Source organism: Ruegeria sp. CF4 (genome assembly GCF_056537345.1).
The window spans coordinates 67361-93171 of the sequence record NZ_JBQFRJ010000003.1 but is presented as its reverse complement, the minus strand read 5'-3'; the positions used below and the strand labels follow the sequence as shown (position 1 = coordinate 93171).

General features: G+C 58.9%; 26 protein-coding genes. 16 read left to right on the top strand and 10 right to left on the bottom strand.

What is annotated here, in order from left to right; genetic code table 11:
- The first annotated feature begins 13 nt into the window (after positions 1-13).
- Together ACR0NF_RS09325 and ACR0NF_RS09320 are read left to right on the top strand one after the other, a co-directional pair.
- Entirely contained in the window at positions 14-760 is a 747-nt protein-coding gene (locus ACR0NF_RS09325; RefSeq protein ID WP_480778137.1) for an extensin-like domain-containing protein, read from the top strand.
- A 367-nt stretch (positions 761-1127) separates the two neighbouring features.
- Positions 1128-1469, top strand: a complete 342-nt coding sequence (locus ACR0NF_RS09320; protein WP_480471299.1) for a DUF2853 family protein — start codon at positions 1128-1130, stop codon at positions 1467-1469.
- Between the two features lie 210 nt (positions 1470-1679).
- On the opposite strand, the gene ACR0NF_RS09315 is transcribed toward ACR0NF_RS09320, so the two are convergent.
- Genes ACR0NF_RS09315 through tsaD form a run of 4 tightly spaced genes read right to left on the bottom strand, consistent with a single transcriptional unit; the run spans position 1680 to position 4429 of the window.
- Positions 1680-2102, bottom strand: coding sequence for an EVE domain-containing protein (locus ACR0NF_RS09315; RefSeq protein ID WP_480778136.1), 423 nt, complete (start codon positions 2100-2102; stop codon positions 1680-1682).
- Positions 2102-2371 carry a YciI family protein gene (locus ACR0NF_RS09310; protein ID WP_480471297.1) on the bottom strand — a complete coding sequence of 90 codons (270 nt, stop codon included), beginning with the start codon at positions 2369-2371 and terminating at the stop codon, positions 2102-2104. Before ACR0NF_RS09310 ends, ACR0NF_RS09315 begins: the two co-directional genes overlap by 1 nt.
- A 1-nt stretch (position 2372) precedes the next feature.
- On the bottom strand, positions 2373-3335 hold the full coding sequence (locus ACR0NF_RS09305; protein WP_480778135.1) for an NAD(P)H-dependent glycerol-3-phosphate dehydrogenase: 963 nt from the start codon (positions 3333-3335) through the stop codon (positions 2373-2375).
- The gene (gene tsaD / locus ACR0NF_RS09300; protein ID WP_480778215.1) at positions 3332-4429 is read right to left on the bottom strand and encodes a tRNA (adenosine(37)-N6)-threonylcarbamoyltransferase complex transferase subunit TsaD; all 1098 of its coding nucleotides are present in this window, start codon (positions 4427-4429) and stop codon (positions 3332-3334) included. Before tsaD ends, ACR0NF_RS09305 begins: the two co-directional genes overlap by 4 nt.
- Positions 4430-4526: 97 nt before the next feature.
- Here tsaD and ACR0NF_RS09295 point away from each other — a divergent pair, with 97 nt between their 5' ends.
- Genes ACR0NF_RS09295 through ACR0NF_RS09285 form a run of 3 tightly spaced genes read left to right on the top strand, consistent with a single transcriptional unit; the run spans position 4527 to position 8085 of the window.
- Positions 4527-5240, top strand: coding sequence for a uroporphyrinogen-III synthase (locus ACR0NF_RS09295; RefSeq protein WP_480778134.1), 714 nt, complete (start codon positions 4527-4529; stop codon positions 5238-5240).
- A 54-nt stretch (positions 5241-5294) separates the two neighbouring features.
- Complete coding sequence (locus ACR0NF_RS09290; RefSeq protein WP_480778133.1) at positions 5295-6587, top strand: COG4223 family protein; 1293 nt, start codon at positions 5295-5297, stop codon at positions 6585-6587.
- A gap of 10 nt (positions 6588-6597) precedes the next feature.
- The gene (locus ACR0NF_RS09285) at positions 6598-8085 is read left to right on the top strand and encodes a heme biosynthesis HemY N-terminal domain-containing protein (protein ID WP_480660682.1); all 1488 of its coding nucleotides are present in this window, start codon (positions 6598-6600) and stop codon (positions 8083-8085) included.
- Between the two features lie 9 nt (positions 8086-8094).
- On the opposite strand, the gene ACR0NF_RS09280 is transcribed toward ACR0NF_RS09285, so the two are convergent.
- The 5 genes from ACR0NF_RS09280 to ACR0NF_RS09260 form a co-directional block, all read right to left on the bottom strand.
- Complete coding sequence (locus ACR0NF_RS09280; RefSeq protein ID WP_480778132.1) at positions 8095-8868, bottom strand: citryl-CoA lyase; 774 nt, start codon at positions 8866-8868, stop codon at positions 8095-8097.
- Complete coding sequence (locus tag ACR0NF_RS09275; protein ID WP_480778131.1) at positions 8865-10052, bottom strand: CaiB/BaiF CoA transferase family protein; 1188 nt, start codon at positions 10050-10052, stop codon at positions 8865-8867. The genes ACR0NF_RS09280 and ACR0NF_RS09275 overlap by 4 nt, the downstream gene beginning before the upstream one ends.
- The gene (locus tag ACR0NF_RS09270) at positions 10042-11553 is read right to left on the bottom strand and encodes a tripartite tricarboxylate transporter permease (RefSeq protein WP_480471289.1); all 1512 of its coding nucleotides are present in this window, start codon (positions 11551-11553) and stop codon (positions 10042-10044) included. Before ACR0NF_RS09270 ends, ACR0NF_RS09275 begins: the two co-directional genes overlap by 11 nt.
- Position 11554: 1 nt before the next feature.
- Complete coding sequence (locus tag ACR0NF_RS09265) at positions 11555-12037, bottom strand: tripartite tricarboxylate transporter TctB family protein (RefSeq protein WP_480660676.1); 483 nt, start codon at positions 12035-12037, stop codon at positions 11555-11557.
- Between the two features lie 69 nt (positions 12038-12106).
- On the bottom strand, positions 12107-13087 hold the full coding sequence (locus ACR0NF_RS09260; protein WP_480660674.1) for a Bug family tripartite tricarboxylate transporter substrate binding protein: 981 nt from the start codon (positions 13085-13087) through the stop codon (positions 12107-12109).
- Positions 13088-13196: 109 nt separating this feature from the next.
- On the opposite strand from ACR0NF_RS09260, the gene ACR0NF_RS09255 reads away from it, so the two are divergent.
- The 11 genes from ACR0NF_RS09255 (at position 13197) to ACR0NF_RS09205 (ending at position 24792) form a co-directional block, all read left to right on the top strand.
- Complete coding sequence (locus ACR0NF_RS09255) at positions 13197-13865, top strand: response regulator transcription factor (RefSeq protein ID WP_480471286.1); 669 nt, start codon at positions 13197-13199, stop codon at positions 13863-13865.
- On the top strand, positions 13855-15222 hold the full coding sequence (locus tag ACR0NF_RS09250; RefSeq protein WP_480471285.1) for a sensor histidine kinase: 1368 nt from the start codon (positions 13855-13857) through the stop codon (positions 15220-15222). The genes ACR0NF_RS09255 and ACR0NF_RS09250 overlap by 11 nt, the downstream gene beginning before the upstream one ends.
- Positions 15201-16199: an ABC transporter substrate-binding protein gene (locus tag ACR0NF_RS09245; RefSeq protein ID WP_480471284.1), complete on the top strand. Its 999-nt coding sequence runs from the start codon at positions 15201-15203 to the stop codon at positions 16197-16199. The genes ACR0NF_RS09250 and ACR0NF_RS09245 overlap by 22 nt, the downstream gene beginning before the upstream one ends.
- Before the next feature lie 77 nt (positions 16200-16276).
- Complete coding sequence (locus tag ACR0NF_RS09240) at positions 16277-17359, top strand: MHYT domain-containing protein (protein WP_480471935.1); 1083 nt, start codon at positions 16277-16279, stop codon at positions 17357-17359.
- Positions 17360-17498: 139 nt separating this feature from the next.
- Positions 17499-18332 (top strand): FAD binding domain-containing protein, encoded by an 834-nt coding sequence (locus ACR0NF_RS09235; protein WP_480471283.1) that lies wholly within the window; start codon positions 17499-17501, stop codon positions 18330-18332.
- Positions 18333-18344: 12 nt separating this feature from the next.
- A complete protein-coding gene (locus ACR0NF_RS09230) occupies positions 18345-18839 on the top strand; it encodes a (2Fe-2S)-binding protein (RefSeq protein ID WP_170752777.1) in 495 nt (164 codons plus the stop codon).
- Positions 18836-21253 carry an aerobic carbon-monoxide dehydrogenase large subunit gene (locus tag ACR0NF_RS09225; RefSeq protein WP_480778130.1) on the top strand — a complete coding sequence of 806 codons (2418 nt, stop codon included), beginning with the start codon at positions 18836-18838 and terminating at the stop codon, positions 21251-21253. The genes ACR0NF_RS09230 and ACR0NF_RS09225 overlap by 4 nt, the downstream gene beginning before the upstream one ends.
- 100 nt (positions 21254-21353) lie before the next feature.
- Positions 21354-22220: an AAA family ATPase gene (locus ACR0NF_RS09220; protein ID WP_480485002.1), complete on the top strand. Its 867-nt coding sequence runs from the start codon at positions 21354-21356 to the stop codon at positions 22218-22220.
- Positions 22220-23410, top strand: a complete 1191-nt coding sequence (locus ACR0NF_RS09215) for a vWA domain-containing protein (RefSeq protein WP_480471279.1) — start codon at positions 22220-22222, stop codon at positions 23408-23410. The genes ACR0NF_RS09220 and ACR0NF_RS09215 overlap by 1 nt, the downstream gene beginning before the upstream one ends.
- Positions 23411-23422: 12 nt before the next feature.
- Positions 23423-24232 carry an XdhC family protein gene (locus ACR0NF_RS09210; RefSeq protein ID WP_480471278.1) on the top strand — a complete coding sequence of 270 codons (810 nt, stop codon included), beginning with the start codon at positions 23423-23425 and terminating at the stop codon, positions 24230-24232.
- Between the two features lie 107 nt (positions 24233-24339).
- Positions 24340-24792 carry an SRPBCC family protein gene (locus ACR0NF_RS09205; RefSeq protein WP_480471277.1) on the top strand — a complete coding sequence of 151 codons (453 nt, stop codon included), beginning with the start codon at positions 24340-24342 and terminating at the stop codon, positions 24790-24792.
- 10 nt (positions 24793-24802) lie between these two features.
- On the opposite strand, the gene ACR0NF_RS09200 is transcribed toward ACR0NF_RS09205, so the two are convergent.
- Entirely contained in the window at positions 24803-25807 is a 1005-nt protein-coding gene (locus ACR0NF_RS09200; RefSeq protein WP_480471276.1) for an aldose epimerase family protein, read from the bottom strand.
- Positions 25808-25811: the final 4 nt, after the last annotated feature.

The following is a 25811-nucleotide window of genomic DNA, read 5'->3' as shown; positions in this document are numbered from 1 at the left end:
TGCTGGTCCGGGTATGACCGAACCTTCTGGACGCCGCCGGGTTTTTCATCTGGCGGCGTCCTTTTTTTCTCTTCTTGTTTTCCTTTTTGTCTTCGGTGCGGGTGGTTACTGGCTATTGGCGCATCCTCAGTCTCCGGTGCCGGTGCACTGGAACCCGTTGCGCGATCTGAGCGTGAAAGCCCCGGTGACGCCAATCACGGCACTACAGCTGCGCAGAGCCCTGGCGGATGAAACGCAATGTCGACTGGCTTTGACTCAGGCCGATGTTGCGTTCACCGAGATGGAGGATCTGGTCGTCGATCAGAATTGCGGTATCGCTGGACGAGGTCGGCTGTCGGGCCTGGTCAGCGCCGACGTCAGGGCGGTCGAGACACGCTGCACCACCGCCTTGCGATTGACCATGTGGGAACACCACGTCGTGCAGCCTGCCGCGCGGGATATTCTGGGCACTGATGCGCGCGCCTTACGCCATATTGGCAGTTATAATTGTCGACGGATGCGCACCGCGCGGGGTGCAAACAATGGATGGAGCAGTCATGCGACCGCAGATTCGATTGACATCGTGGGCGTGGAACTGGGCGATGGGCGAACCCTTAGCCTGATCGACGACTGGTCCACACCCGGCCCCGAGGCTGACTTTCTTCATCAGATCGGGCGCGGCGCATGCGATTGGTTTCGCGTTGTTCTGGGTCCGAATTTCAACCGCTTGCATGCAGATCATTTCCACTTGCAAGGACCCGGTTGGGGCTATTGCCGATAGATGTTCCGGTCCCGCCAAACAGGGTCGGGAAAGGGGTCGGCGACCACTGACCGCTCGAAGCGGGCGGTCTTGTTGGATTTCTTGCGAGGATTCCTCTCCATTGTTCGGAACAGATGAGCGGAGCTTGGATACACTCTTCTGCATCGACACGAACATGCGCCCATCGGGTCCGATCGCCAAATCACCCGAGGGCACCGATTTTTCGAATTCAAGACAGGTTTCCAACTCGGTGGCAGAGTGATTCCGCTTACGGGGAATGTGCGGAATTTTTCCCTTTGTGTGAGCATATCTTCTGGCTAGGCTGCCTGCATCTGTTTTTAGGATATGAAAATAACACCACAACATCTGTACTACGGGAGAGTGCTTAATGGGAAAACGCGACGAGCTGATCGCCAAGTATGCCGAGGATCTGAAATCCAAATGTGGCGTGGATGCCGATATGGACTTGCTGACCAAGGTGACCATTGGCTGTGGTCCGGCCATTTATGACGCTGATGCTTCGACGGTGGCGGCCAGTCAGGAAAGCGAGCTTGAGACGGTCAAGAACAACTTCCTGGTCAAAAAGCTGGGTCTGGCTGATGGCCCTGAGCTGATGGAAGCGATCAACAAGGTTCTGGAAACCTATGGCATGTCCGAGCGGAACAAATACCGCGCCGTCGTTTATTACATGCTGACCAAGCATTTCGGCAAAGAATCGGTCTACGGCTGATCCCGGTACCAAGCCTGCAACGCCCGTCGAAACACGGCGGGCGTTTTGCATTTGAGATTTAATTTAAGGACTTGGCGTTTGAAACAACCGCCGGAATTCGGTTAGGGTCAGGTCGTGACCAGGACGGTCAGAACCAGATAATTCTATACACGTGTGGTGAGTTGGGAGCACGTGGGGTAGGGAAGGTTCTGCGCTGTCAGGGCCTTCCCTTTAATCCGATTTCGTCTCGCCCATGGCGCAGATCAACGCCCATTCTTCATCAGCAACGGGTTGCACAGACAGGCGCGAATTCTTGACCAGAACCATGTCATCCAGCCGTCCTTCTGCCTTGATCTGATCCAATGTGACATGCGTGGTGAAAGGGCGAACGGCCTTGATATCCACGCATTCCCAGCGTTCGTCATCGGTGGTGCTGTCGGGATGGGCTTCGGCACAGACCTCGACGATGCCGACAATCGCCTTGTCCTTTTGCGAATGGTAAAAGAATCCACGGTCCCCGACCTTCATCTGCCGCATGAAATTACGCGCCTGATAGTTGCGGACGCCATCCCATTCCTCGCCCGCATCCCCTTTGGCGACCTGCTGATCCCAGCTCCAGGTCGAGGGTTCGGATTTGAACAGCCAATATGCCATCAGCCGATCACCCGCTTCCATTGGATCAGCTCGACTGAGTCGAACAGTCCGGCCAGCGCATAGGGATCGTTGCGCGCCCACTCCTGCGCTTCGGCCATATCTTCGACATCCAGAACGATCAGAGAGCCAATCATGGCTTCCCCATCCAGCAACGGACCAGCCTGTGCCACCACGCCGGTCTCTTCGAGATAGGCCAGATGTGCGGGACGGTTATCCAGCCGGGTTTGCAGAGCGCCGGGTTTGTCACGGGCGATCAGGGCGATGAGCATCTTATTCCTCCTTGAGTGGGCGACCCAGCAGGGCCTGAATCGCGTCGGTCACACTGTAGGCACCGCTGCTGAGTTTCGCCACCGTTGTGCTGATGGGCATATCCAGCCCTTCGGATGCGGCGATATCAGACATGGCTTGCGCAGTGGCGACGCCTTCGACGGTCGTTGCACTGTCAAAGGGCTGATTTAGACCCAAACATAGGCCGAAACGGTAATTTCTGGACAATTCGGACGAACAGGTCAGCACCAGATCACCCAGCCCGGACAGCCCCATCAATGTTTCTGGCTGCGCACCGCGCAGGGCCGCAAAGCGTTGCATCTCGGCAAACCCGCGCGTAATGAGCGCGGCGCGGGCGCTGTCGCCCAATCCGGCCCCAATCGCGGCTCCGCAGCCGATCGCCATAACGTTCTTTAACGCGCCGCCAAGCTCGGCCCCGACCGTATCTGACGTGCGATAAAGGCGCAGGTTCGCGGTTGTCAGCTCTTGCTGAAGGGAAGTGCCCAGTGCAGCATCCGCGCAGGCAAGCGTCAAAGCGGTCGGCAGCCCTCGGGCAATATCGTCAGCAAAACTGGGCCCGGTCAGAAGTGCCGGATGCGCATCGGGGATTGTCTGCGCGATGACTGAGATCGGCCCAAGACCTGAAGACTGCTCAATCCCTTTGCAACAGGCCACGATAGTCTTGCCCGGCAGTAAAGCTGCGTGGTCTCGCAGCGCCCCGCGCAGCTTTTGCATCGGAACGGCCATCAGCAGGACGTCACTTTGTGCCGCGACCTGGATGTCTGATGTCACACGGATCGCATCCGGAAGTGAGACGCCCGGTAGCCGGGCAGCGTTCTCGCGATTTGCCGCCATCGACCGCGCATGTTCCGCGTTGCGTGCCCACAGGGTGACAGGCCCGTTTCCCGCGAGTGAGATCGCCAGCGCAGTCCCAAACGCCCCCGATCCCAATACAGAAACGCTCATGCCTTCGCCCCTTTCTTTCCGCTGCCCAGCATTGCCGGGCTGGTCTGGTCCAGCGGCCAGCGAGGGCGGGCGGTCAGGTCCAACCCATCCTGTGCGCCGGCGCGGAAACGCTCCAGACCTGCATAGGCGATCATCGCAGCGTTATCCGTACACAGGGCAAGCGGCGGGGCCGTAAATCGAGCGCCACAGTCTTGTGAAACAGTCTCTAACGCTGCACGAATTGCTGTATTTGCCGCTACACCCCCGGCCACTGCGATGACTGGCTCCAAAGGGGCGGCTTCGAGGTAGAGCGAAATTGCACGCCGGGTTTTTTCGGCCAGCGTATCCACTATGGCCTGCTGAAATCCCGCGCACAGATCGGCGCGGTCTTGCCGGGTGAGGCCTCCCTTCTCGGCCACGATCTGATCGCGCATCCGCATCAGCGCGGTCTTCAGCCCGGAAAATGACAGATCGCATCCGGGTCGATCTAGCAAAGGCCGTGGGAATCGAAATCGTTTGGGGTCTCCTACGCGGGCTTCGGCCTCGACCGATGGTCCGCCGGGTTGGGGTAGCCCCAACAGGCGCGCCGTCTTATCGAAGGCCTCACCGGGCGCATCGTCTATCGTTCCGCCCAATCGCGTGAACCGGTCCGACCCATGTGCGATCAGGTATTGGCAATGCCCGCCCGAGACCAACAGCATCAGGTAGGGGAACGCAATTCCGTCGGTCAGGCGAGGGGTCAAAGCGTGGCCAGCGAGATGATTCACTCCGATCAATGGCAGCCCGGTTGCGGCGCTCAGACCTTTGGCGCACATGACGCCGGACATGACCCCTCCGATAAGGCCGGGGCCGGCAGTGACGGCTATGGCATTGAGATTACCAAGGCCAATATTAGCCTGCGTTAGAGCCTGTTTGACACAGATATCCAGCTTTTCCGCATGCGCCCGCGCCGCGATCTCGGGCACGACGCCCCCATAGGCGCTGTGCAGATCGGTTTGACCATGTACCACGGATGACAGGATCTGAGGCAGCGCGCCTTCACCGTGGCGCACGACGGCTGCAGCTGTGTCATCGCAGCTGCTTTCCAGCCCGAGGACTGTAAGTGTTTGCACCATTGGCCCGATCCGTTGCATCATGATTGGCAAGCGGGGTATCACCCTGCGCGGATGCAAACAATCCCAAGGCCGAAGGCGCCGATAGTTGTATTTGTTGATGACCCGCCCGCGTGCCGCCTCTGACAGGTTCGTCGCGCAGCTACCGGACCGCGTCAGATCGCAGGTCTCGGTTCTTGTTTCCCCACTGTTGGAGATCAGACCCATGGCCGTCCCGGTAGAGACGGACGGTATCGGCGGGTTGATCTTTACCTCGGCTAACGGAGTCAACGCAGCGGCCGCGCTGGGCGTAGATCGAGACCTGCCCGCGTGGTGCGTGGGTCCGTCAACCACAGAAGCGGCGAAAACCGCAGGTTGGATGGCCCAAATGGTGGGCGCAACTGCTGAAGAGTTGGTCGCGGGCCTGTTACGCCTCAGACCCGGCAGCCCATTGTTGCATCTGCGCGGAGAACACAGCCGCGGCAATATTGCTGAACGGTTGACCGGTTCGGGCCTGACCACGCGTGAACAGCCGGTTTACCAGCAACATTTGTTGCCGCTGAGCGATGAGGCGTCTTTAGCGGCTGAAGGCAACCAACCGGTTATTGCCCCTCTTTTTTCACCCCGCTCGGCGCGACATTTTGCCGAGGTTTGGGCCGGGACTGCGCCTCTGTGGTTGGCTGCAATCAGCGATGCAACGGCGGAACCCCTTAATTCCTTGGCTTTCGAGAGGTTGAGGATCGCGAATGAACCGACTCCGGACCAAATGCAGAAAGCCGTTAAAAAACTTGTGAAACATGCGATGCGGGTTGAGAGCGCGCCGGGTGCAGATTAACTTGGTCTGGTCTGTTGTTCATGTGTTTTTGGAATCGATAAGGGGAATAAGGCGGTGGCTGATAAGAAAAAACCCGATCAGGAACCGGTCGAAGACCCCAAAGTTGAAGAGGTGGCAGGGGCCACCGAGGCCGAAAGCACTGCCGTTTCGGATGAGAAGTCTGTTGACGCCCAAGAGGCTGCAGATGAGGTAACTTCCGAAGCCGAAGCCGAAGCCGAAGCCGAAGCCGAAGCCGAAGCCGAAGCCGAAGCCGAAGCCGAAGCCGAAGCCGAAGCCGAAGCCGAAGCCGAAGCCGAAGCCGAAGCCGAAGCCGTCGAAACGACTGCGTCCCCAGAAGAAACCGCGCAAGAGAAAGTGATCGAACGCACCGTAGAAAAGCGCGGTGGGTTTGTGCCGGCTTTGCTGGGTGGTGTCGTTGCTGCCGGGATCGGATTTGCCGTGGGTAGCAGTGGGTTTTCTTCTCAGGGGACCGACAGCGCGGATGCGATTGCCGCACTTGAATCGAAGTTGACGGATCAATCGGATCAGATCACCAAGCTGACTGAATCTCTGAGCGACGGCCCGGATGTCTCGGCCCTGACCGATCAGATCAAAGCGCTTTCAGACAAGCTTGCGCCCGTTGAAACGGATCTGAGTTCGGTGAAATCCAGCGTTGATACGCTGGCGGGGCAGGTCAAACCGTTGGGAGACCGCCTCTCAGCGCTTGAAGCGAATCCGATTGAGGCGGGCGTTTCGCCTGAAACCGCCGCTGCTTTTGAGGCTGAACTGAAAAAACTGCAGGATTCGCTGGCCGCGCAACGCAGCGAAGTTGAGAAGATGGTGTCTGATGCGCAGGCGCTTGAAGCCAAAGCCTCGGCTGAGGCGCGCGCAGCGACCAATGCCGCGATCCTGTCGCGATTGCATGGCCAGTTGGATGCGGGTCAGCCGTACACAGAATTGGTTACCGAATTAAAGGCCGGTGGTGTTGATGTGCCGGATGCTTTGGTCGGTTCTGCGGATAACGGCGTCGAGACGATCTCAGCCTTGCGCGCCTCTTTTGCTCCGGCGGCGCGGACGGCATTGGCGGAAGCGCGGGACGCGAATAAGGGCACTGGCCTGGTCGCATTCCTGCAGCGTCAAACCGGCGCGCGCTCGGTCACCCCGCAAGAAGGCGACGATCCGGATGCAGTCCTGTCGCGCGCTCAGGCGGCGCTGTCGGATGGTGATTTGTCCAAGGTGCTGAGCGAATTGAACTCTTTGCCCGAAGCGGCGCAGACCGCGTTGGCGGATTGGGCGCAGGCGGCACAAACGCGGCTCTCGGCTGTTGAGGCTGCAAATACGCTGGCTTCAAGCCTGAACTCGAACTGAAGGACCTGCCATGCTGTGGTCATTGTTAAAGATCCTTGTTTTTGTTGCGATTATCGGTCTGCTGGCCATAGGTGCAGGGTACCTGATGGAAACCAGTGGTGGGGTGCAGATCACCGTCGCGGGCACCGAATACACGCTGGGGCCGCTGCAATCGGTGATCGCGCTGGGCGTGCTGGTGTTTGCGGTGTGGCTGTTCTTCAAGCTGCTGACGCTGTTGATTGCGACGCTGAAATTCCTCAACGGCGATGAAACAGCCCTGTCGCGGTATTTCGACCGCAGCCGCGAGCAGCGCGGGTATCAGGCGCTGGCGGATGGGCTGATGGCGCTGGCCTCGGGCGAAGGGCGCACAGCGATGACCAAGGCCAGCAAGGCCGAGAAGTTGTTGAATAAGCCTGAGCTGACCAACCTTCTGGTGGCGCAGGCCGCCGAGATGACGGGTGATACCAAGAAGGCGGAAGAGACTTACAAGAAGTTGGTGACCAATAATGCTACGCGGTTCGTGGGTGTGCGCGGGATCATGAAGCAAAAGCTGGCTTCGGGTGATGATGACACCGCGCGCAAGCTGGCCGAAAAGGCGCTGGCGCTGAAACCGCGCCATGAGGAAACGCAAGATATCTTGTTGAACCTGCAGACCAAGGCGCAGGATTGGGCCGGGGCGCGGTCGACTTTGACCTCCAAGCTGAAGGCGGGTCACCTGCCGCGTGACGTGTTCAAACGGCGTGATGCGGTTCTGGCCCTGTCCGAGGCCAAAGAGATTTTGGCAGACGGGGCGACGGTCGAACAGCAGGAACACGCGATTGAGGCCAACCGCCTGTCACCCGATCTGGTGCCCGCTGCCGCGATGGCGGCGCGGGCCTATATCGAAAAGGGCAAGGCGCGGGCTGCAACCAAGATTCTGAAAAAAGCGTGGGAGGTGCAGCCGCACCCCGATCTTGCCCATGCCTTTGCTGAAATCGCACCCGAAGAAACGCCGGAACAACGGATCAAGCGGTTTACCGCGCTGACGCGCATCCACCCGGAAAACATGGAAACCCGCCTGATCCTGGCCGAGCTGAACATCGTGGCCGAGGATTTCCCCGAAGCGCGTCGCGCGCTGGGTGATGTGGTTGAAAAGCAGGGCGATGCGCGCGCTTACACGCTGATGGCGGCCATTGAGCGGGGTGAGGGTGCCTCGGACGCGGTGGTGCAGGGCTGGCTGGCCAAAGCGCTGAATGCGCCGCGCGGGCCGCAATGGGTTTGTGACAACTGTCATGACATTCAGCCTGAATGGGGTCCGGTCTGCCAAAACTGCGGCAGCTTCGATACGCTCAGCTGGCAAACGCCCCAGACGCCTGAGATCGCAAGCGCGACTGGTGTGCATATGCTGCCGCTGATCGTGGGCGCGCTGGAGGATCAGTCTGAGGCCGAAGAAGAACCGGAAGCCGAAGCGCCCGAGGCGGAAGAGGTGATTGAGGTCAGCGCCGAACCGGTTGAAGTTGAGGAAGAGAAACGAGCTTAGCGGTTTGCGCTAGGAGGTTTCGCCCGTATAGGTCCAGCGGTATTTAGGCGGGGTGGGTCCTTTGTTGCGCCCACCTTGCTGCATCTGCTCCCATGCATGCGCCAGAATTCCGACCGAACGTGACAGGCAGAACAGACCGCGCGCAAGGGGCGGGGCAAATCCCAGCTCGGCATAGATTACGGCGGTGGCTCCATCGATATTCATCGGAACCGGCTTGCCTTTTTGCCGCCAAAGCGCAGCTTCCACAGCGCGCCCGATTTTCATGTATCGCCCTTCACAAGCTTCCGCTTCGACGGCTTGTTCGACCAATTCCATCAGTTTTGGCGCGCGCGGGTCGGTCGGAGTGTGAAACCTGTGGCCAAAGCCGGGCAGAATCTTTCCGCTAAGCGCGGTCCAGTCATCCAACGCGGTATCCAGGTCCTCGGAGTGGGTGTCTATGAAATGATATAGCTCGACCGCTTGCTCTCCGGCCCCGCCGTGGACGTCGCCCAACATATTGACTGCGCTGGCCATGGCGTTGTTCAGAGGTAGGCCGCAGGTCACCGCCATCCGCGCGGTCGCGATTGAGGGGGCTTGCGGGCCGTGATCCACGGCTGCGACCAAAGCTGCTTCGAATAATCGGGCCTGTGCGGATGTTGGCCTGTCACCACGCACCATCAGCCAGATCATTTCTGCGAAGCCAACTGTGCCGATCAGGTTTTCAATCAGCTGACCACGCAATGCAATCCGCCCAGGTTCCATATCAATGATGGCCGTCTGCCACCAGTCGGCCACGTCACTCATATGATTCCCTCTTTCTGCAGGGCGTCGATCTCGGCGTCTGACAAGCCCAGCTCGGACCAGATCGCAGCGTTGTCGGCGCCAAGTACGGGTGGGGCGGTTTGGGGCATCTTGCGTTGGCTATCCATGACCACCGGACTGCCCGCCAGACGCATGTCTTCACCGTAAGCCGAGAGAGTTCCGATCAACCCCCGGCCCTCCATTTGATCATCCGACAGTGCCTCAGGCACCGTCAAAACCTGCCCTGCAGGTACGCCGAGCGCGTTCAATTCGCGAACCCAATCTGTGGCTGGTCGGGTGATCAACGTGCGTTCGAGCTCTTGCCGAAGGGCATGACGGTTTTGTTTGCGATCTTCGCGAGTCTGATAGTCGGGATGGGTTAGCAAATCCTCTCGGCCCAGATGTCTCGCCAAGGTCAGCCACTGTTCATCCCGATTGGCCGCGATGTTGATCGGGCTGTCGGATGTGGCGAAGGTTCCTGACGGGGCTGAGGTCGTGTTTTCGTTGCCATGGGCACCCGGCTGAACACCCCCCAATATGTAGTTCGAAACAACCCATCCCATTGTCGAAATAACAGCCTCGGTCATGGCAACATCGAGAAACGCCCCGCGTGGATTGGCGTTCAAGGCCGCGCTGATGGCAAAGGCTGCAGTCAATCCGCCTACGGTATCCGCCAAAGGATAGCCGACGCGATAAGGCGCTGTATCGGGCGCGCCGGTGATGGACATGACTCCGCTGAGGCCCTGGGCAATCTGATCATAGGCCGGATCGTTACGGCGTGGACCGTTCTGACCGAACCCGCTGATCGCGCAATAGATCAGGTTGGGATATTCAGCGCGCAAGACCTCATAACCCAGCCCCAGCCGGTCCATCACGCCAGGGCGAAAGTTCTCAACCAAAACGTCTGCGGTTTGAACCAGCCTTTTAAGCAGTGCCTTTCCCTGCTCGGCCTTCATGTCTAGCGTGACAGACTTCTTATCGGCGTTTTGTGCCAGAAAGCTGATGCCCATTCCGGCCTTGTTCAGGTCGGGATCCGCGCCCAGCACGCGGGCCAGATCACCGGTGCCGGGGCGTTCAACCTTGATGACCTCGGCCCCCATAAGCGCTAGTTGATAGCAACAATAGGGGCCCGCCAGAACGTTAGTCAGGTCAAGGACGCGGACCCCCGAGAGCGGCTCAGTCGCCATCGGCCACGCCTGCCGCCCGCGCCTTTGCACGACGTGCGCGGTAGCTTGGCAGCAGGACCAACAGCACGGCGATGACCAGCAAGCCCAGCGTCATCGGGCGTTCCCAAATGAAGGCGATACCGTCGTAGAGCTGCATAGAGCGGGCGAAGTTGTCCTCCATCATTCCGCCAAGGATGAAGCCGATCAGCAGGGGCGCCAGCGGATAATCCGCAAATTTCAGCGCTGTTGCGCAGACCCCGAACCCGACGAGTATCAGCAGTTCGGTGGCGTTGTTCTGCCCGATATAGGCCCCCATAAGGGTGAAGAACAGAATGAACGGGATCAGATAGTTGCGCGGAACGGCCAGCACCTTGGCGATATAGGGGATCAGCGGCAGGTTCAGGATCAGCAGAACGAGGTTGCCGATGAACATCGACATGATGACTGCCCAGAAAATCTGTGGTTCGTCGATCATCAGACGCGGACCCGGTGTAACGTTCAGGGCGATCAGCGCGCCCAGCAGGATAGCGGTGGTACCAGAGCCGGGAATGCCCAGTGTCAGCAGCGGTACGAATGAACCGGTACAAGCCGCGTTATTTGCCGCTTCAGGCGCTGCAAGCCCTTTAATAGAGCCTTTTCCAAACTCTTCCTGCTCTTCTTTAGGGGCAATGTTACGCTCGACCGCATAGCCAAGGAAGCTGGCGATGGTCGCCCCCGCGCCTGGCAGGACGCCGATAAAGAATCCCTGAGTCGATTGGCGGCCAATGACCGGAGCGATGGCTTTTGCCTCGTCTTTCGTGATGCGCAAGTCTTTGATTTCGCCATCATCGCCTTGTAGGTCTTTGGGCTTGAGGACAAGGAACAAGGCTTCGGGTAAGGCGAACATCGCCATGGCCAGTGTGATGAAACCAAAGCCCGATTGCAGGTCCATGATACCCATGGTGAAGCGCGGTAGGTTGAACAGTGCACCTTCGCCAACCGTGGCCATGATCAGGCCGAGGATGGTCATGATCAGTGCCTTGGCCACCTGACCCGAACCCGCGAAGGCGGCGATCGCAGATAGGCCGACAACCATCAGTGCGAAATATTCGGCCGAATGGAACAAAAGCGCGACCGACGACAGGGCAGGGGCGAACACCATCAACAGAATTGCACCCAACGTCCCGCCGGCGAAACTTGCGATTGCAGCGATGGTCAGAGCTTTGCCGGCCTTGCCTTGTCGCGCCATCGGATAGCCGTCAAAGCTTGAGGCCACGGTGCCCGCGACCCCCGGCGCGTTCAGCAGAATGGATGAGGTCGAGCCGCCGAAAATCGCGCCATAGTAGACGCCCGCCAGAAGGATCAGAGCAGCGGATGGGTCTCCCATCGAAATCGCAACCGGGATCATGATCGCGATGATCGACATCGGTCCCAGCCCGGGCAGCATGCCAATGAATGTGCCAATAAGGCAGCCCGCGACGACCATCAGCAGGTTTTGAAGCGAGAAGGCCGTTTGCAGACCGATCAGAAGTCCTTCGAGCATGTCAGCCTCCCAACACGCCCGGCAGGGGACGCATGTAAATTCCAAGAACTTCCTGAACCAGATACCAGACTGCTCCGGTTGCGATCAGGGCCACAGGCACCATGATGTGCCACTTGCGCTCGCCCAGAATATACGAGCCGAGGATTAGGAAGGCCGAGGTGGCGATCAGAAAGCCGACCGGGCGCAGACACAGTGCATAGACGACCATCAGCACCAACAATGAGATTGCCTGCCCAAGGTGGTATTCGCCGAGACGGCGGTAATCGATATCCGCCTCTTTCAGCTCGCTTTTTTCAAAGCCCAGCAGGATGATCGTCGAGGCGATGATCCCGAGGATGGACAGGACCTTTGGGAAGGTACTGGGCCATATCGGGTTTCTTTGCATGAAAGGGGGCAAGCTGCCGTCCATCGTAAACCAGGCCGCATAACCGTAGGTTAAACAAATCCCAAGCAGAACAAGCGCGATCCAGCGATCCAGCGCCATGGTGTCCCCTCCCATTTTATTGTTGTGTGTTTTGGGGCAGAGCGGTGGCCCGCTCTGCCAAAGCCGCTTTTAGAGGAAGCCCAGTTTCTTCATCAGATCGCTGATCTGCTTTTCTTGATCTTCAAGGAACGCCGAAAAGTCGTCGCCTGAGTTATGGATGTTCACCCAACCATTCCGCGCGCGTACTTCTTCCCATTCGGGTGTGTCATACATCTTGGTGATGGCGTCCTGATAGGCTGCCAGCTTGTCCTCAGGCAGTCCGGGGGCTGCGAAGAAACCGCGCCAGTTGACGAAGGTGGTGTCGATCCCTTGTTCCTTCATGGTCTGTGCGTCCGGGGCGGCATCCACGCGCTCCTCGGCGGTTACGCCGATGATCTTCACCTCACCCTGATTGGCCAGATCGACAGCTTCCGAGAAGCCAGTCGACAATGCCGCGATCTCACCAGACAGCAGCGCCGCCATGGCTTTACCACCTGCATCATAGGGGATGTACTTGACGCCCAGCGCATCTTTGCCAGCCGCTTCCATCACCATGGCTGCCACCAGATGGTCCATGCCGCCCGGAACCGAACCGCCGCCAATGGCCGTGGCACCCGGATCCGCGTCATAGGCTGCCAGCAGGTCTGCCATCGAGTTGATCGGGCTGTCCTTGCCAACCACGATGGCCGCATAGTCGCCAATGGTGCCTGACACCAGGGTCAGGTCGCGGAAGTTATGCGGGAATACACCCGTCAGCGACCGGATCACGATGGGCGTCGAGTTCACCATCAGGGTTCCGTGATTGCTTTCGGCGTTTTCGATCAGATAGCCGATGGCCTTACCGCCGCCGCCGCCCGACATGTTCTCGTAAGACGCGGTGCCGACAAGGCCCGCATTTGTCAGCGCCTCTCCGGTCCCGCGCGCGGTTCCGTCCCAGCCGCCACCGGCGCCGCCGGGGATCAGAAAGTGGATGCTGTCCACAACCTGGTCCTGCGCCAGCACGGGGCCGGTCAGGCCGACTGCGGCCACAGCTGCGATCAGGGCGCGACGGCCCAGTTTGAATGTTGTCATGATGTCCTCCCATTTGACATCCGGCCGCGGGGCGGCTCAGATTATTGGGAAGTTTAACCACACGAACCTGACATCAACCTGTCACGCGTTAGGATACGCCCCCACCCTCATGAAATTCCTTCTGGTCGAAGATAATCTGGATCTCGCAAACGCGATGTGTGCCCGTATGCGTTTGGATGGACATGTCGTTGATCATGCAGCGAAATTGGACGATGCAACGGCCTATGCCGAGATCGAGGAATACGACCTGATCCTGTTGGATATCATGCTGCCTGACGGGGACGGGCGGGACTTTCTGGAGCGTCATCGGGCCCGTGATCCTGATACGCCTGTCATCGTTCTGACCGCGCGCAGTCAGGTTTCGGATCGAATCGGATCGCTCGATCTGGGGGCGGATGACTATGTGACCAAGCCCTTTGATCATGCCGAATTGGAGGCCCGGTGCCGGGCCGTTCTGCGCCGTAAATCCGGAATTGCCAAATCAAGGATTGAGGTCGGCGGGATCGTGTTTGACCCGGTGGCCGGTCATCTGAGCGTCCGGGGTGAGACGATATCCCTGCGTAACCGCGAGCTGCGAATGATGGAGCTGTTCATCAACGCGCCGGGGCAGGTTTTTTCGAAACAGAAGCTGGCCGACAGGTTGTTTTCTTACGACGACAACGTCTCGGATAACGCGATCGAGGTCTATGTGGGCCGATTGCGCAAGCACCTTGAAAAGTCCGAGTTGAAAATCACCACCCTGCGCGGGTTGGGCTACAGGCTGGATCATGACGGTTAGCCCGGCTGTATCAGGATCGCTCAGAAATCGTCTTGTGCTGGCACTGATCAGCGGCGCGGCGCTGCTGGCTGTTCTATTGTTCTTCGCGGTTCGAAATTATGCAGCACAAGTGGCGCAGCAGGGGCAGGACAACATCCTTGGTGCCTCGGCGGCGTCGATCCTCGATGCGGCGGCGCTGCGCGACGGGCAGCTTGAGATCGATATTCCCTATGCCGCATTTTCCATGCTGGCGACGCCATCGGATGACCGGGTTTTCTATGCGATCTATCAGGATGGTGCGTTCATATCGGGGTATGAGGATCTTGAGGTCGCTCAAGACACGGATGACGGCAATTGGACCTTTGGTGCGGGCGAGTTGCGGGGCGAGCGCATTCGGCAAGTCAATGCCAGTCGCACTCTGGTCGGTCTGGGCCGTCAGACAGAGATCGAGGTCGCACTTGCGCAGACACAGGATGCATTGGCCGAAACGCTGGATCAGATTTCGCGTAACGCGGCCTTTCTGGGGATCGGGTTTTTCATACTGACAGCAGCCCTGTCCTTCTGGGTCACAACCGCAACCATCGGACAGCTGAACAAGCTGACGACCTCGGTGACCCGTCGCGGACCACAGGACCTGAGCCCGTTCCGAAAACCGGTGCCCAAGGAAATGGCCCCTTTGGTGTCTTCGCTGAATTCATTGATGGGGCGATTGGATCAGTCCCTCAGCCAGTCGGAAGATTTCATCGCTGAGGCGGCGCATCGGGTGCGCACGCCCTTGGCGACCGTCCGGTCCTACGCCGAGGCGACCTTGCAACGTGTTGAACGCAAGGAAAACCGGGAAGCCCTGCGCGCGATGGTGCGTGCCATCGACGAAAGCTCTCGGGCGGCAGGGCAATTGCTGGATCATGCCATGATCACATTTCGCGCCGATCATCTGGAACGAGAGGATCTTGATCTTGTCGCCCTGACCCATGAACTTGTGCAGCGTTTGACGCCCATCGCCGAGATGAAAGACCTCTCGTTATCTCTGATAGGTGATGCATCGGTGCGGTACTCGGGCGATCCGATCCTGCTGCAGAACGCTGTGCGCAATATGGTCGATAACGCATTGAAATACGCGCCCTCCGACAGCACGGTCGAAATCAATGTCACCGCAATGCCTCAGACCCAGATCAGCGTCAAAGATTCAGGCCCCGGATTTCCGCCCGATGAGATCGGCATGCTGACCCGCCGCTTTGAACGGGGCCAGAATGCCACCGGAACCATCGGCTCGGGTCTGGGTCTGACCATCGTGCAGGACGTGGCGACCGCGCATGGCGGCACGCTCGTTTTGACCAATCAACCAGAGGGCGGCGCATGCGTTACTTTATCGCTCTGATCCTGCTTCTGCTGCCGAGTTTCGGAGCGGCCGAGGACTGGGAGGATCGTCAGCTGTTCAACGATGGGGCGGAGGGTGCGCCTCTGCGTGTCATATCAAGTACCGACACCGTTCTATTCGCACCGTTCATCGAGGACTTTGTAACCAGAAATCCCAATGTTAGTGTCGAATATTTGGTTTCCGGAACTGCCGATATTTATGAGCGCGTACGTGCGACGCCTGATGCATTCGATATCGTTATTTCCAGTGCGATGGATTTGCAGTTGAAGCTCACCAATGACGGTTTTGCGCTGCCACTGGACGATATGCCTGTTCCCACTTGGGCGCAGTGGCATGACAGTCTGTTTGCCTTCACTTCCGAGCCTGCCACCATCGTGGTAAACCGCGCCGCCTTCGAAGGTCAGCCCATTCCACAAACACGTCAGGGCTTGATCGAGGCGCTGCGTGAACGGCCCGAGACGTTTCGGGGTAAGGTCGGTACTTATGATGTGCGGCAGTCCGGGCTGGGCTATCTGTTTGCCACGCAGGATGCGCGCGTGTCGGAAACTTATTGGCGTTTGATGGAGGTAATGGGCAGTCTGGATGTCCGGTTGTATTGCTGTTCCGGGGACATGATCCGCGATCTGGCCGACGGAGAAATTCTCGTTGCCTATAACGTGCTGGGTAGCTACGCGGCGGTTCAGGCCGAAGGCAAAGACGCGCTTGAGATTATATTGCCGTCGGATTTCCAGACCACGATGATGCGAACGGTCATGGTTTCGAAGGCGACACAAAGACCTGAAGTTGCCGAAGCTTTCGTGCGTTATCTGATTACTGGCACAGCGCAATCGTCACAGCGACCACCACTGCCAGTCTTGTCTGCGTCCGCCGACGGTGAGCAGGAAGCAATCGGATTGAACCCGGCGTTGCTGACCTATCTGGATGTATTGAAACGCAGAAAATTCATATCCGCCTGGGAGAACGCCGTTATTCAATAGTGATGCCAGCACCGATTGTACCGGGCGATTCCGTTTGCTAACGTCGCCCTCGCGTCGGGGAGGGCGTGACAACCCAAATGCTGGACTATTCACATAACGCCTGGCTTGTGGCGGCCTCATTGGCCGTGGCGCTAATGGCCGGGTTCACCGGCCTCTACCTGACCCATGGCGCATCCCGGCTGGACAGTCAGCGACGCAAGCTTGTCGTTGCCCTAGCGGCGGTCATTCTGGGCGGTGGGATCTGGTCGATGCATTTCGTTGCTATGCTAGGTCTGCAACTGCCGATCCTGTTCTATTATGACGCTCTGATCACTCTGATCTCTGCTCTGGTGGCGATCCTGATGGTCGGGCTGGCACTGCTGCTGCTGCATTTTCGCCCGCGCACGTCGCAGACAATGATCGGGTCCGGGGTGATCGTGGGGCTCGGGATCGTGGTGATGCACTATATCGGCATGGCCGGAATGCAATTGTGCCGCCCGGTCTACAATGTTCTGGATGTTTTGCTTTCGACGCTGGCCTCGGTGATGCTGTCCGTGGCGGCCATCTGGGTCGCCTACGGCAACCGCACGCAGCGCAACATCCTGCTCGGAACGGTCTGCTTCGGGCTGGCCGTGTTTACCATGCATTTCGTTGCAACCGGTTTGACTGACTTCGTCGCCAGCGACAGTGCTGGTGGCGCAGGGCCAGTGCTGGATAATCAGGTTCTGGCGATGGGTGTCACAGTTTCGGTTTTTCTGATCTGTGGTGCCTTTCTGTTAACCGGGATTTCGTTCATCGAACCAAAAGAACAACCAAGTAGTGAGCCTGCGCCTGAACCGGCGACATTGCGCGCCGGTGTCCCGTTCGAGCGTGAGGGTCAGACCTTTTTCACCGAACCCGCCAGTATCGCCGCCATTCGGGCTGAAGGGCATTATACCGTCCTCTATATCGATGCCGAAAAACTGTTCTGTCCATGGTCGATAACCGAGGCAGAAGCGCGGTTGAAACCCGACGGTTTTTTGCGCGCCCATCGCAGTTATCTGGTGAACCCCAAACACGTCTCAAGTTTTGAGCGTCACAAGGACAATGGCACCTGTTATTTCGACGGTGTCGATGCATTGGCCAAGGTACCGGTTAGCCGGTCGCGCCTGACAGATATTCGCGAGGCGCTGGGCGTCTAATCGCAGCTCGTGCAGCTTATTCGCATTTCGTGAAACAAGCTGCGCGCCCTGTTTCTACATTCTGGAACGCCGGAGTGCGCCGTCCTTTTCTGACCTCAGGGCCCCCAAGGCATACCGCTCGGACCCAGGGAGGAAAAACATGATACCAGCCGGTTTTGAGTATCACCGGCCAGGCGACATCGCCTCGGCCATCGGCATTTTGCAGGAACACGGAGACGAGGCGCGCGTGATCGCGGGTGGGCACAGCCTGATCCCGATGATGAAGCTGCGCATGGCCGAGATGGGCCATCTGATCGATCTTCAGGCCATCGAGGAACTCAAGGGAATTCAGGTCGGGTCCGACAACGTGACGTTGGGTGCGATGGTCACTCAGCACGAAATGATTACCCATGACGGTCTGGCTACGGCCATCCCCCTGATCCGCGAAGCGGCATTGCAGATCGCTGATCCTCAGGTGCGCTATATGGGCACGGTCGGCGGCAACGTCGCCAATGGCGATCCGGGCAATGACATGCCGGGGTTGATGCAGTGCTTGAATGCGACGTTTGAGCTGTCTGGCCCCGATGGAAATCGTAGCGTTGCGGCGCGTGAGTTTTATGAGGCCGCCTACTTCACCGCGCGCGAGGATGAGGAAATCCTGACCCGGATTTCAATTCCAGTGCCGGGCGCAGGCGTGGGTCAGGCTTATGAAAAGCAAAAGCGCAAGATCGGAGATTATGCGACTGCAGCCGCCGCTGTGATGGTCGGAAATGGCACAGCCTCGGTCGCGATGACCAATCTGGCCGACACGCCAATCTGGTCCGAAGGCGCGAGCAGCGCTTTGGCGGGCGGTGATGTCGAAGGCTGCGTGGCCGCAATGCTCGACGCCATCGACCCGGTCGAAGACAATCGCGGCCCCGTCGAATTCAAGAAACACGTGGCCGCCGTCATGCTGCGCCGCGCCATCGACCGTGCGCAAAGCCGCGCGGGTTGAGGAGGGGAAACCATGTCAAAAATGCACGTCAAACTCACCGTGAACGGCAAGCAGGTCGAAGGTCTGGCCGAGCCGCGCACATTGCTCATTCACTTCCTGCGGGAAGATCTGAAGATCACCGGTCCCCATATCGGTTGCGAGACCAGTCATTGTGGGGCCTGCACCGTGGATATCGACGGCAAATCCGTCAAATCCTGCACAACCTTTGTGGCACAGGTGAACGGAGCCGATGTCACCACCGTTGAAGGGCTGACCAATGACGATGGCAGCCTTGGGGTTTTGCAAGAGATGTTCCGCGAACATCACGGGCTGCAGTGCGGTTTCTGCACGCCGGGTATGATCACCCGCGCGCATCGTCTGCTGCAGGAGAACCCGAACCCGACCGAGGAAGACATCCGCTTTGGAATGGCGGGGAACCTCTGCCGCTGCACCGGATATCAGAACATCGTCAAGGCGATCTCGGCCTCGGCTGACATGCTGAACGCTCAGAAGGAGGCTGCGGAATGAACGACCAGACTCTGACCCCCGAAGAACGCGCCGCCAACCTCAAAGGCATGGGCTGCGCCCGCAAACGTGTCGAGGACGTGCGATTTACCCAAGGCAAGGGCAACTATGTCGATGACATCAAACTGGACGGGATGCTGTTCGGTGATTTTGTGCGCTCCCCCTACGCACACGCCCGTGTCGTCAGCGTGAACAAAGAGGCGGCCTTGGCTTTGCCCGGTGTCGTTGCCGTTCTGACTGCCGAGGATCTGTCGCCGCTGGGCCTGCATTGGATGCCGACGCTGGCCGGTGACAAACAGATGGTTCTGGCCGACGGCAAGGTGCTGTTTCAGGGCCAGGAGGTTGCCTATGTGGTGGCCGAAGATCGGTATATCGCAGCGGATGCGGCGGAGCTGGTCGAGGTGGAATACGAAGAGCTGCCCGTCATTACCGACCCGTTCGAGGCGCTGAAATCCGACGTTGTACTGCGTGAAGATCTGGAAGGTCAGACCGAAGGCGCCCACGGCCCGCGCAAGCATCACAACCATATCTTCACTTGGGAACAAGGCGACAAGGACGCGACCGAAGCGGTTCTCGCCGAGGCTGATGTGGTTGCGGAAGAGATGGTCTATTACCACCGCACCCACCCTTGCCCGCTGGAGACCTGCGGCTGCGTGGCGTCAATGGACAAGGTGACCGGCAAGCTGACGCTCTACGGTACGTTCCAGGCCCCGCACGCGATCCGGACCGTGGTAGCGCTGATCTCGGGGATCGCTGAACACAATATCCGCGTGATCAGCCCAGATATCGGTGGCGGTTTCGGCAACAAGGTGGGGGCTTATGCGGGCTATGTCTGCTCGGTCGTGGCCTCGATCGTCACCGGCCAGCCGGTGAAATGGGTCGAGGATCGGATGGAGAACCTGATGTCCACCGCCTTTGCCCGCGACTACTGGATGCAGGGCAAGATCGCCGCGACCAAGGATGGCAAGATCACCGGGTTGTGGTGCCATACCACTGCGGATCACGGTGGCTTTGACGCCTGCGCCGATCCGTCCAAGTTCCCGGCGGGGTTCATGAATATCTGTACCGGGTCGTATGACATCCCGACCGCTTATCTGGCCGTCGATGGGGTCTATACCAATAAGGCTCCGGGTGGTGTGGCTTATCGCTGTTCCTTCCGAGTGACCGAGGCCGCCTATTTCATCGAACGGATGATCGAGGTTCTGGCCATCAAGCTGAACATGGATGCGGCCGAGCTGCGCCGGATCAACTTCATCAAGGCTGATCAGTTTCCATATCAGTCCGCGCTGGGCTGGGAGTATGACTCGGGCGACTATCACACCGCCTGGGACAAGGCGTTGAAAGCTGTCGACTACGAGGGCCTGCGGGCTGAGCAAGCGCAGCGGATCGAGGATTTCAAGGCCGGCAAGACCCGCAAACTGCTGGGGATTGGCCTGACGCATTTTACGGAAATCGTGGGCGCGGGACCGGTCAAGAACTGCGACATCCTTGGGCTGGGCATGTTCGACTCGTGCGAAATCCGCATCCACCCGACGGGCTCCGCCATCGCGCGGCTGGGGACGATCAGCCAGGGTCAGGGCCATGCCACGACCTTTGCCCAGATCATCGCCAGCGAGATTGGTCTACCCGCGGATGATATCACGCTTGAAGAAGGCGATACGGACACCGCGCCTTACGGGCTTGGAACCTATGGATCGCGGTCAACGCCTGTGGCAGGTGCTGCGACGGCGATGGCCGCACGTAAGATCCGCGCCAAGGCGCAGATGATCGCAGCCTATCTGCTTGAGGTCCACGACAACGATGTCGAATGGGACGTGGACCGCTTTGCCGTCAAAGGCGCGCCCGAGCGGTTCAAGACCATGAAAGAAATCGCCTTCGCCGCTTACAATCAGGCCATTCCCGGCTTGGAGCCCGGTTTGGAGGCGGTCAGCTATTATGATCCGCCGAATATGACTTATCCGTTCGGAGCCTATATCTGTGTCATGGAGATCGACGTGGATACCGGTGAATGGGAAGTCCGACAGTTCTATGCGCTGGACGATTGCGGCACCCGGATCAACCCGATGATCATCGAAGGCCAGGTCCATGGTGGCGTGACCGAGGCGCTGGCCATCGCGATGGGTCAGGAAATTGCCTATGATGAGATGGGCAATGTGAAGACTGGCACGCTGATGGACTTCTTCCTACCGACCGCGTGGGAGACGCCGAATTATACCACCGACCACACGGTAACGCCGTCTCCGCACCATCCGATTGGCGCCAAAGGCGTGGGCGAAAGCCCGAATGTGGGTGGTGTGCCTGCATTCTCGAATGCGGTGCATGATGCATTCCGGCCTTTTGGGTTGGTGCAGAGCCATATGCCGCATGACCACTGGCGGATCTGGAAGATCGCCAATGGGTTGGGGATGCATGGGTGATTGAGGTCGGACCGGCTATGGCCGGTCCGACCAAGCAAGGGGGCGCTGCCCCCTTGGACCCCCGGGATATTTTTAGCCAGATGAAGAATGGATCCTGGTTTTGACTTTGAATGATGTGCAGAACGGTTTGGTCGTGCAGGGCTATGTCGCCGATGAGCGATTAGCGATGGCGTTGCATTTGGCGCAGGCTTTGGGTCGGCCGTTGCTTTTGGAAGGGCCCGCCGGCGTGGGCAAGACCGAGGTCGCCAAGGCCGTGGCAGCGTGGCGGGATACGCGTTTGATCAGGCTGCAATGCTACGAAGGGTTGGATGCCAGTCATGCTATCTATGAGTGGAACTATCAGCGGCAATTGCTGGCGATCCGGGCCAGTGAAGCGCGGGGCGGAACCCATGAGGCGCAATTGTTTTCGGACGAGTATCTACTAAAACGTCCTTTGTTAGAGGCTATATCTGAAGAAAAGCCCCCGGTTCTTCTGATTGATGAGATCGATCGCGCGGATGAGGAATTTGAAGCGTATCTTTTGGAGATTCTGTCGGATTTTCAGATCACGATCCCTGAACTGGGCACTGTGAAAGCACAGGTTCGGCCGATTGTGATTCTGACGGCCAACGGGACGCGTGATTTGTCGGATGCGCTTCGGCGGCGCTGTTTGTACAGTTTTCTCGACTACCCGTCTAAGGAAACAGAGTTGGCGATCCTGCAGGCGCGGATGCCTCAGATTGAGGGTGTTTTGGCGCGGCAGATCATTGGGGTCGTTCAGGCACTGCGCAAGGAAGATCTTGAGAAGACGCCCGGTATTGCCGAGATGCTCGATTGGGCTGCGGCCTTGTCGGGATTGGGCGTCAACGATCTGGCGAAATCCCGGGATGAGGTGCAGGCGACCCTTGTTTGTCTGCTGAAGACTGCTGCTGATTATAATGTGGCACCGCCTGAGGTGATGGACCGTCTGATCGGGAAGGTGGCGTGATGCAGGTGACGCGTTTTCCTTCAAGGGCTGCGGGTCTGTCGGATCGTATGTCAGGGTTCATAGCGCATTTGCGGATGAACGGTCTGCGCGTTGGGTCGAAAGAAACGGCGGATGCTTTGGCGGCGCTTTCGGTGGTTGAGGCGACCAACGCGAACCAGGCGCGTCAGGCGCTATGCTCCTTGTTGGCGGGGGACGCCGAGGAATGGCGGCGCTTTGATGAGCTTTTTGATGCCTACTGGTTCAACGTGGGGAAGCAACGAGGGGGTTTGGCACAGAATGCACATGTGCAGGTTCAGTCAGCGAAACCGATGATCTGGCAGCGCCCGGATGAGGGCACGGATAACACCCAAACGGAGTCCAATCAGGCAGCCACCACTCCTGATCCGGGCGACAGCGAGGCTGAAGGGATGGACGGGACGCTGATTGCGACCCGAACGGCCAACCTGTCGCGTCGGGATTTGCGCGAATTGATGGATGAACAGAGTCTAAAACAGGCGGAGTTGGTCGCTGCGCGGATCGCCCGCGCTATTCGGGATCGTCGTTCGCGGCGACGGAAACGTGCTTTGCGTGGACCCGTGCTGGATATGCGGCGCATCCAGCGGGCCAGCTTGGCGCGTGGGGGTGAACCCATGGACCTGTATCGCCGCGCACGGCCACCGCGTCCGATGCGGATCGTGGCTCTTTGCGACGTCAGCGGATCGATGACCGTCTATTCCCGTGTGTTCCTGGCCTTTCTCAAAGGATTGATTGGCAGCGGGACCGAGGCAGATGCCTATCTGTTTCATACCCGACTGATGCGGGTCACAGATGCGTTGCGCGATCACGATACGCTGCGCGCTGCGGGGCGCTTGTCGCTGATGGCCGAAGGGTTTGGCGGCGGCACTGATATCTCGGGTAGTCTTGAGAGTTTTCTGAACGGTTATGGCGCGAGAGCGCTGAACGGGCGGACTATCGTGCTGATCCTGTCGGACGGCTATTGCAGTTCCGACCCGGACGCGCTGGGCGCCGTTTTGGCACGGATCAGGCGCAAGGCACGGCGGATCGTCTGGCTGAACCCGCTGAAAGGGTGGCCGAGCTACGAACCGGTTGCTGCAGCGATGCAGGCCGCACAGCCCCATCTGGATGCGCACTTGCCTGCAAATACGCTTGAGGCGCTAGCCGCGCTGGAACCCCAGTTTCGCAAGTTGTGAAAGGAGACCTGCATGCCCGGTTTCGACATATTCGACACAATCGAGGAGCTGCGCCAGAGTGGCGAGAATTTCTGTGTCGCCACCGTGTTGCGCACGGCGGATGTGACCTCGGCCAAGGCGGGGGCCAAGGCGGCGATCACGCGGGACGGCCGGATATTGGGTCATTTAGGTGGGGCCTGCGTGCAGCGCGCTGTTCGCGCTTCGGCCAAAGCTGCGCTGGACAGCGGTCAGCCGGGCATTATCCGTGTGAAGCCTTTGGACAAGGTGGTGGCCATGACAGACCCTGACGGCGTGCAGACATACAAAAGTGGATGCCCCAGTGGCGGGACGGTGGATCTGCTGGTTGAACCATATCAACACGCGCCGCGGCTGGTGATCTTCGGTGATTCTCCGATCGCCTCGGCATTGGCGGCACATGGTACTTTGGCCGGGTTGCGGGTTTGTCTGCCCTTCGGCGCAGAGGGGCCAGACCAGATCGGCTTTGACCCGCATGATCTGCCTGCACTGGGGCTTGAGGTGCGTGATTTCGTAGTTGTGGCCTCGCAGGGCAATGGGGACGGTGCTGCGCTGAAGGCGGCGTTGGAGTCTCCGGCGCTGCGTGTTTCGATGGTGGCCAGTCGCCGCAAGGCGCAGGTGCTGTGTGACAAGCTGATTGAAAACGGTCTGGACAAGGGTCGGGCCGCGCAGCTCAAAGCACCTGCCGGCTTGGATATCCAAGCGGTCGACCCCCATGAGATCGCACTTTCGATCCTGGCCGAGATCGTGCGCTGGCGAAACACCGATACTTCGAAGGAGAGTCGTGATGATGAGAAGATGGCGTAGCTTTGTGCGGGTGATCTGGCCTGCGCGTCCTGAGCTAAGTGTGAAAGAAGCGACGGAAGAGGCGCTGCGCGTCTATCCAAGGTGTTGTTGATCAAAGGAAAACACGAATGGAACTGAGTGATGAAATCCGCATTAGCGCCCCACGCGATGTCGTTTACCAGGCGCTGAACGACGTCGATGTGCTGCGCGAATGTATTCCCGGTTGTGAAGAACTGACGCAAGCGGGCCCGGATCAGCTTGAGGCGAAGGTCGTACTAAAAATCGGACCGGTAAAGGCGAAGTTCTCAGGCGAGGTGACGCTGGACACCTCAAATGCACCAGATGGGTTCTCGCTGATGGGCGAAGGCAAGGGCGGTGCTGCCGGGTTTGCCAAAGGCGGGGCCGATGTGACGTTGACCGAAGATGGAGACGAGACCATCCTCTCCTATACGGCCAAGGTTGATATCGGCGGCAAGATTGCGCAGCTGGGCAGCCGGTTGATTGCTGGAACGGCCAAGAAGCTTTCGGGCAAGTTCTTCACCAAGTTTGGAGAGGTTGTATCAGAGCAAACCGTTTCCTGAAGTGTCACTGTTACCGCGTGATCTGAAGCGTGGTCTCGTGCCGGTAGACCGAACCCGGATACAGGATCGTTGATGGAAAGCCGGACTGGTTCGGTGCATCGGGCCAGCCCTGCGGTTCGAGCGCCAGGCCGGCAAACGGGCGGTAGGGGTGACCGCGTAACCCAATCTGGTTGGGTTCATCCAGGGTGGCGGCGGAATATACCTGCAGCCCCGGTTCGGTTGAGGCAAGACGCAGGCAAAGCTCTGAGTTTGGACCGTAGAGCCATGCGACAGGTCGCACCTCTTGCTGTTCGTTGGATGTGCAGAAGCAGTGGTCGATCGCCTGTGATCCGATCGGTCGACGCGTTTGGAAATCCAGAGGGCTATCTTTCACAGGGCGCAGTGCCCCTGTTGGGATAAGGTCGTCATCCACTTCCAGATAGCTGGGTGCTTTGATCTGCAGTTCATGCCCTGCGATCGTCCTGTCGTCATCGAGGTTGAAATAGCTGTGCGGCGCAAAACTGCAGGGGCTTGGTTGGTCACACTCCGCGTGGATCATCAGGCGCAAAGTGTGATCGGCATCAAGTGAATAGGTCGCCCGGACAGCCATATTGCCAGCAAATCCCATGTGGCCATCGGGCAGGTCCAGCGACAGGGTGACCGAAGTCTCGTTCACCGCCTCGATCCGCCAGACTAGATGGGCGCTACCTTCGCGGCCGCCATGCAGCGTGTGCTTGCCGAGATAGTTGACATCTGTGTAGCAGACCTGCCCGTCGATCTCGTATCGTGCACCACCGATGCGGTTGGCAAAGCGTCCAACGATGGCACCAAGATAGGCGCTGCTGTTCAGATATCCCTCCAACGTTGGCCATCCCAGCACCAATGGGTGCGATATGTCCTCAAGTCTGAGGTCCTGCAACGTTGCACCATAGGTCAGAATGCAGGCTTGCATGCCGCCATTCTTCAGCTTGATGCGATCTATGGGCTGGCCATCTGGCAACTGTCCGAAAGCGCTGACATTTGAGTAGGACCCCATACTC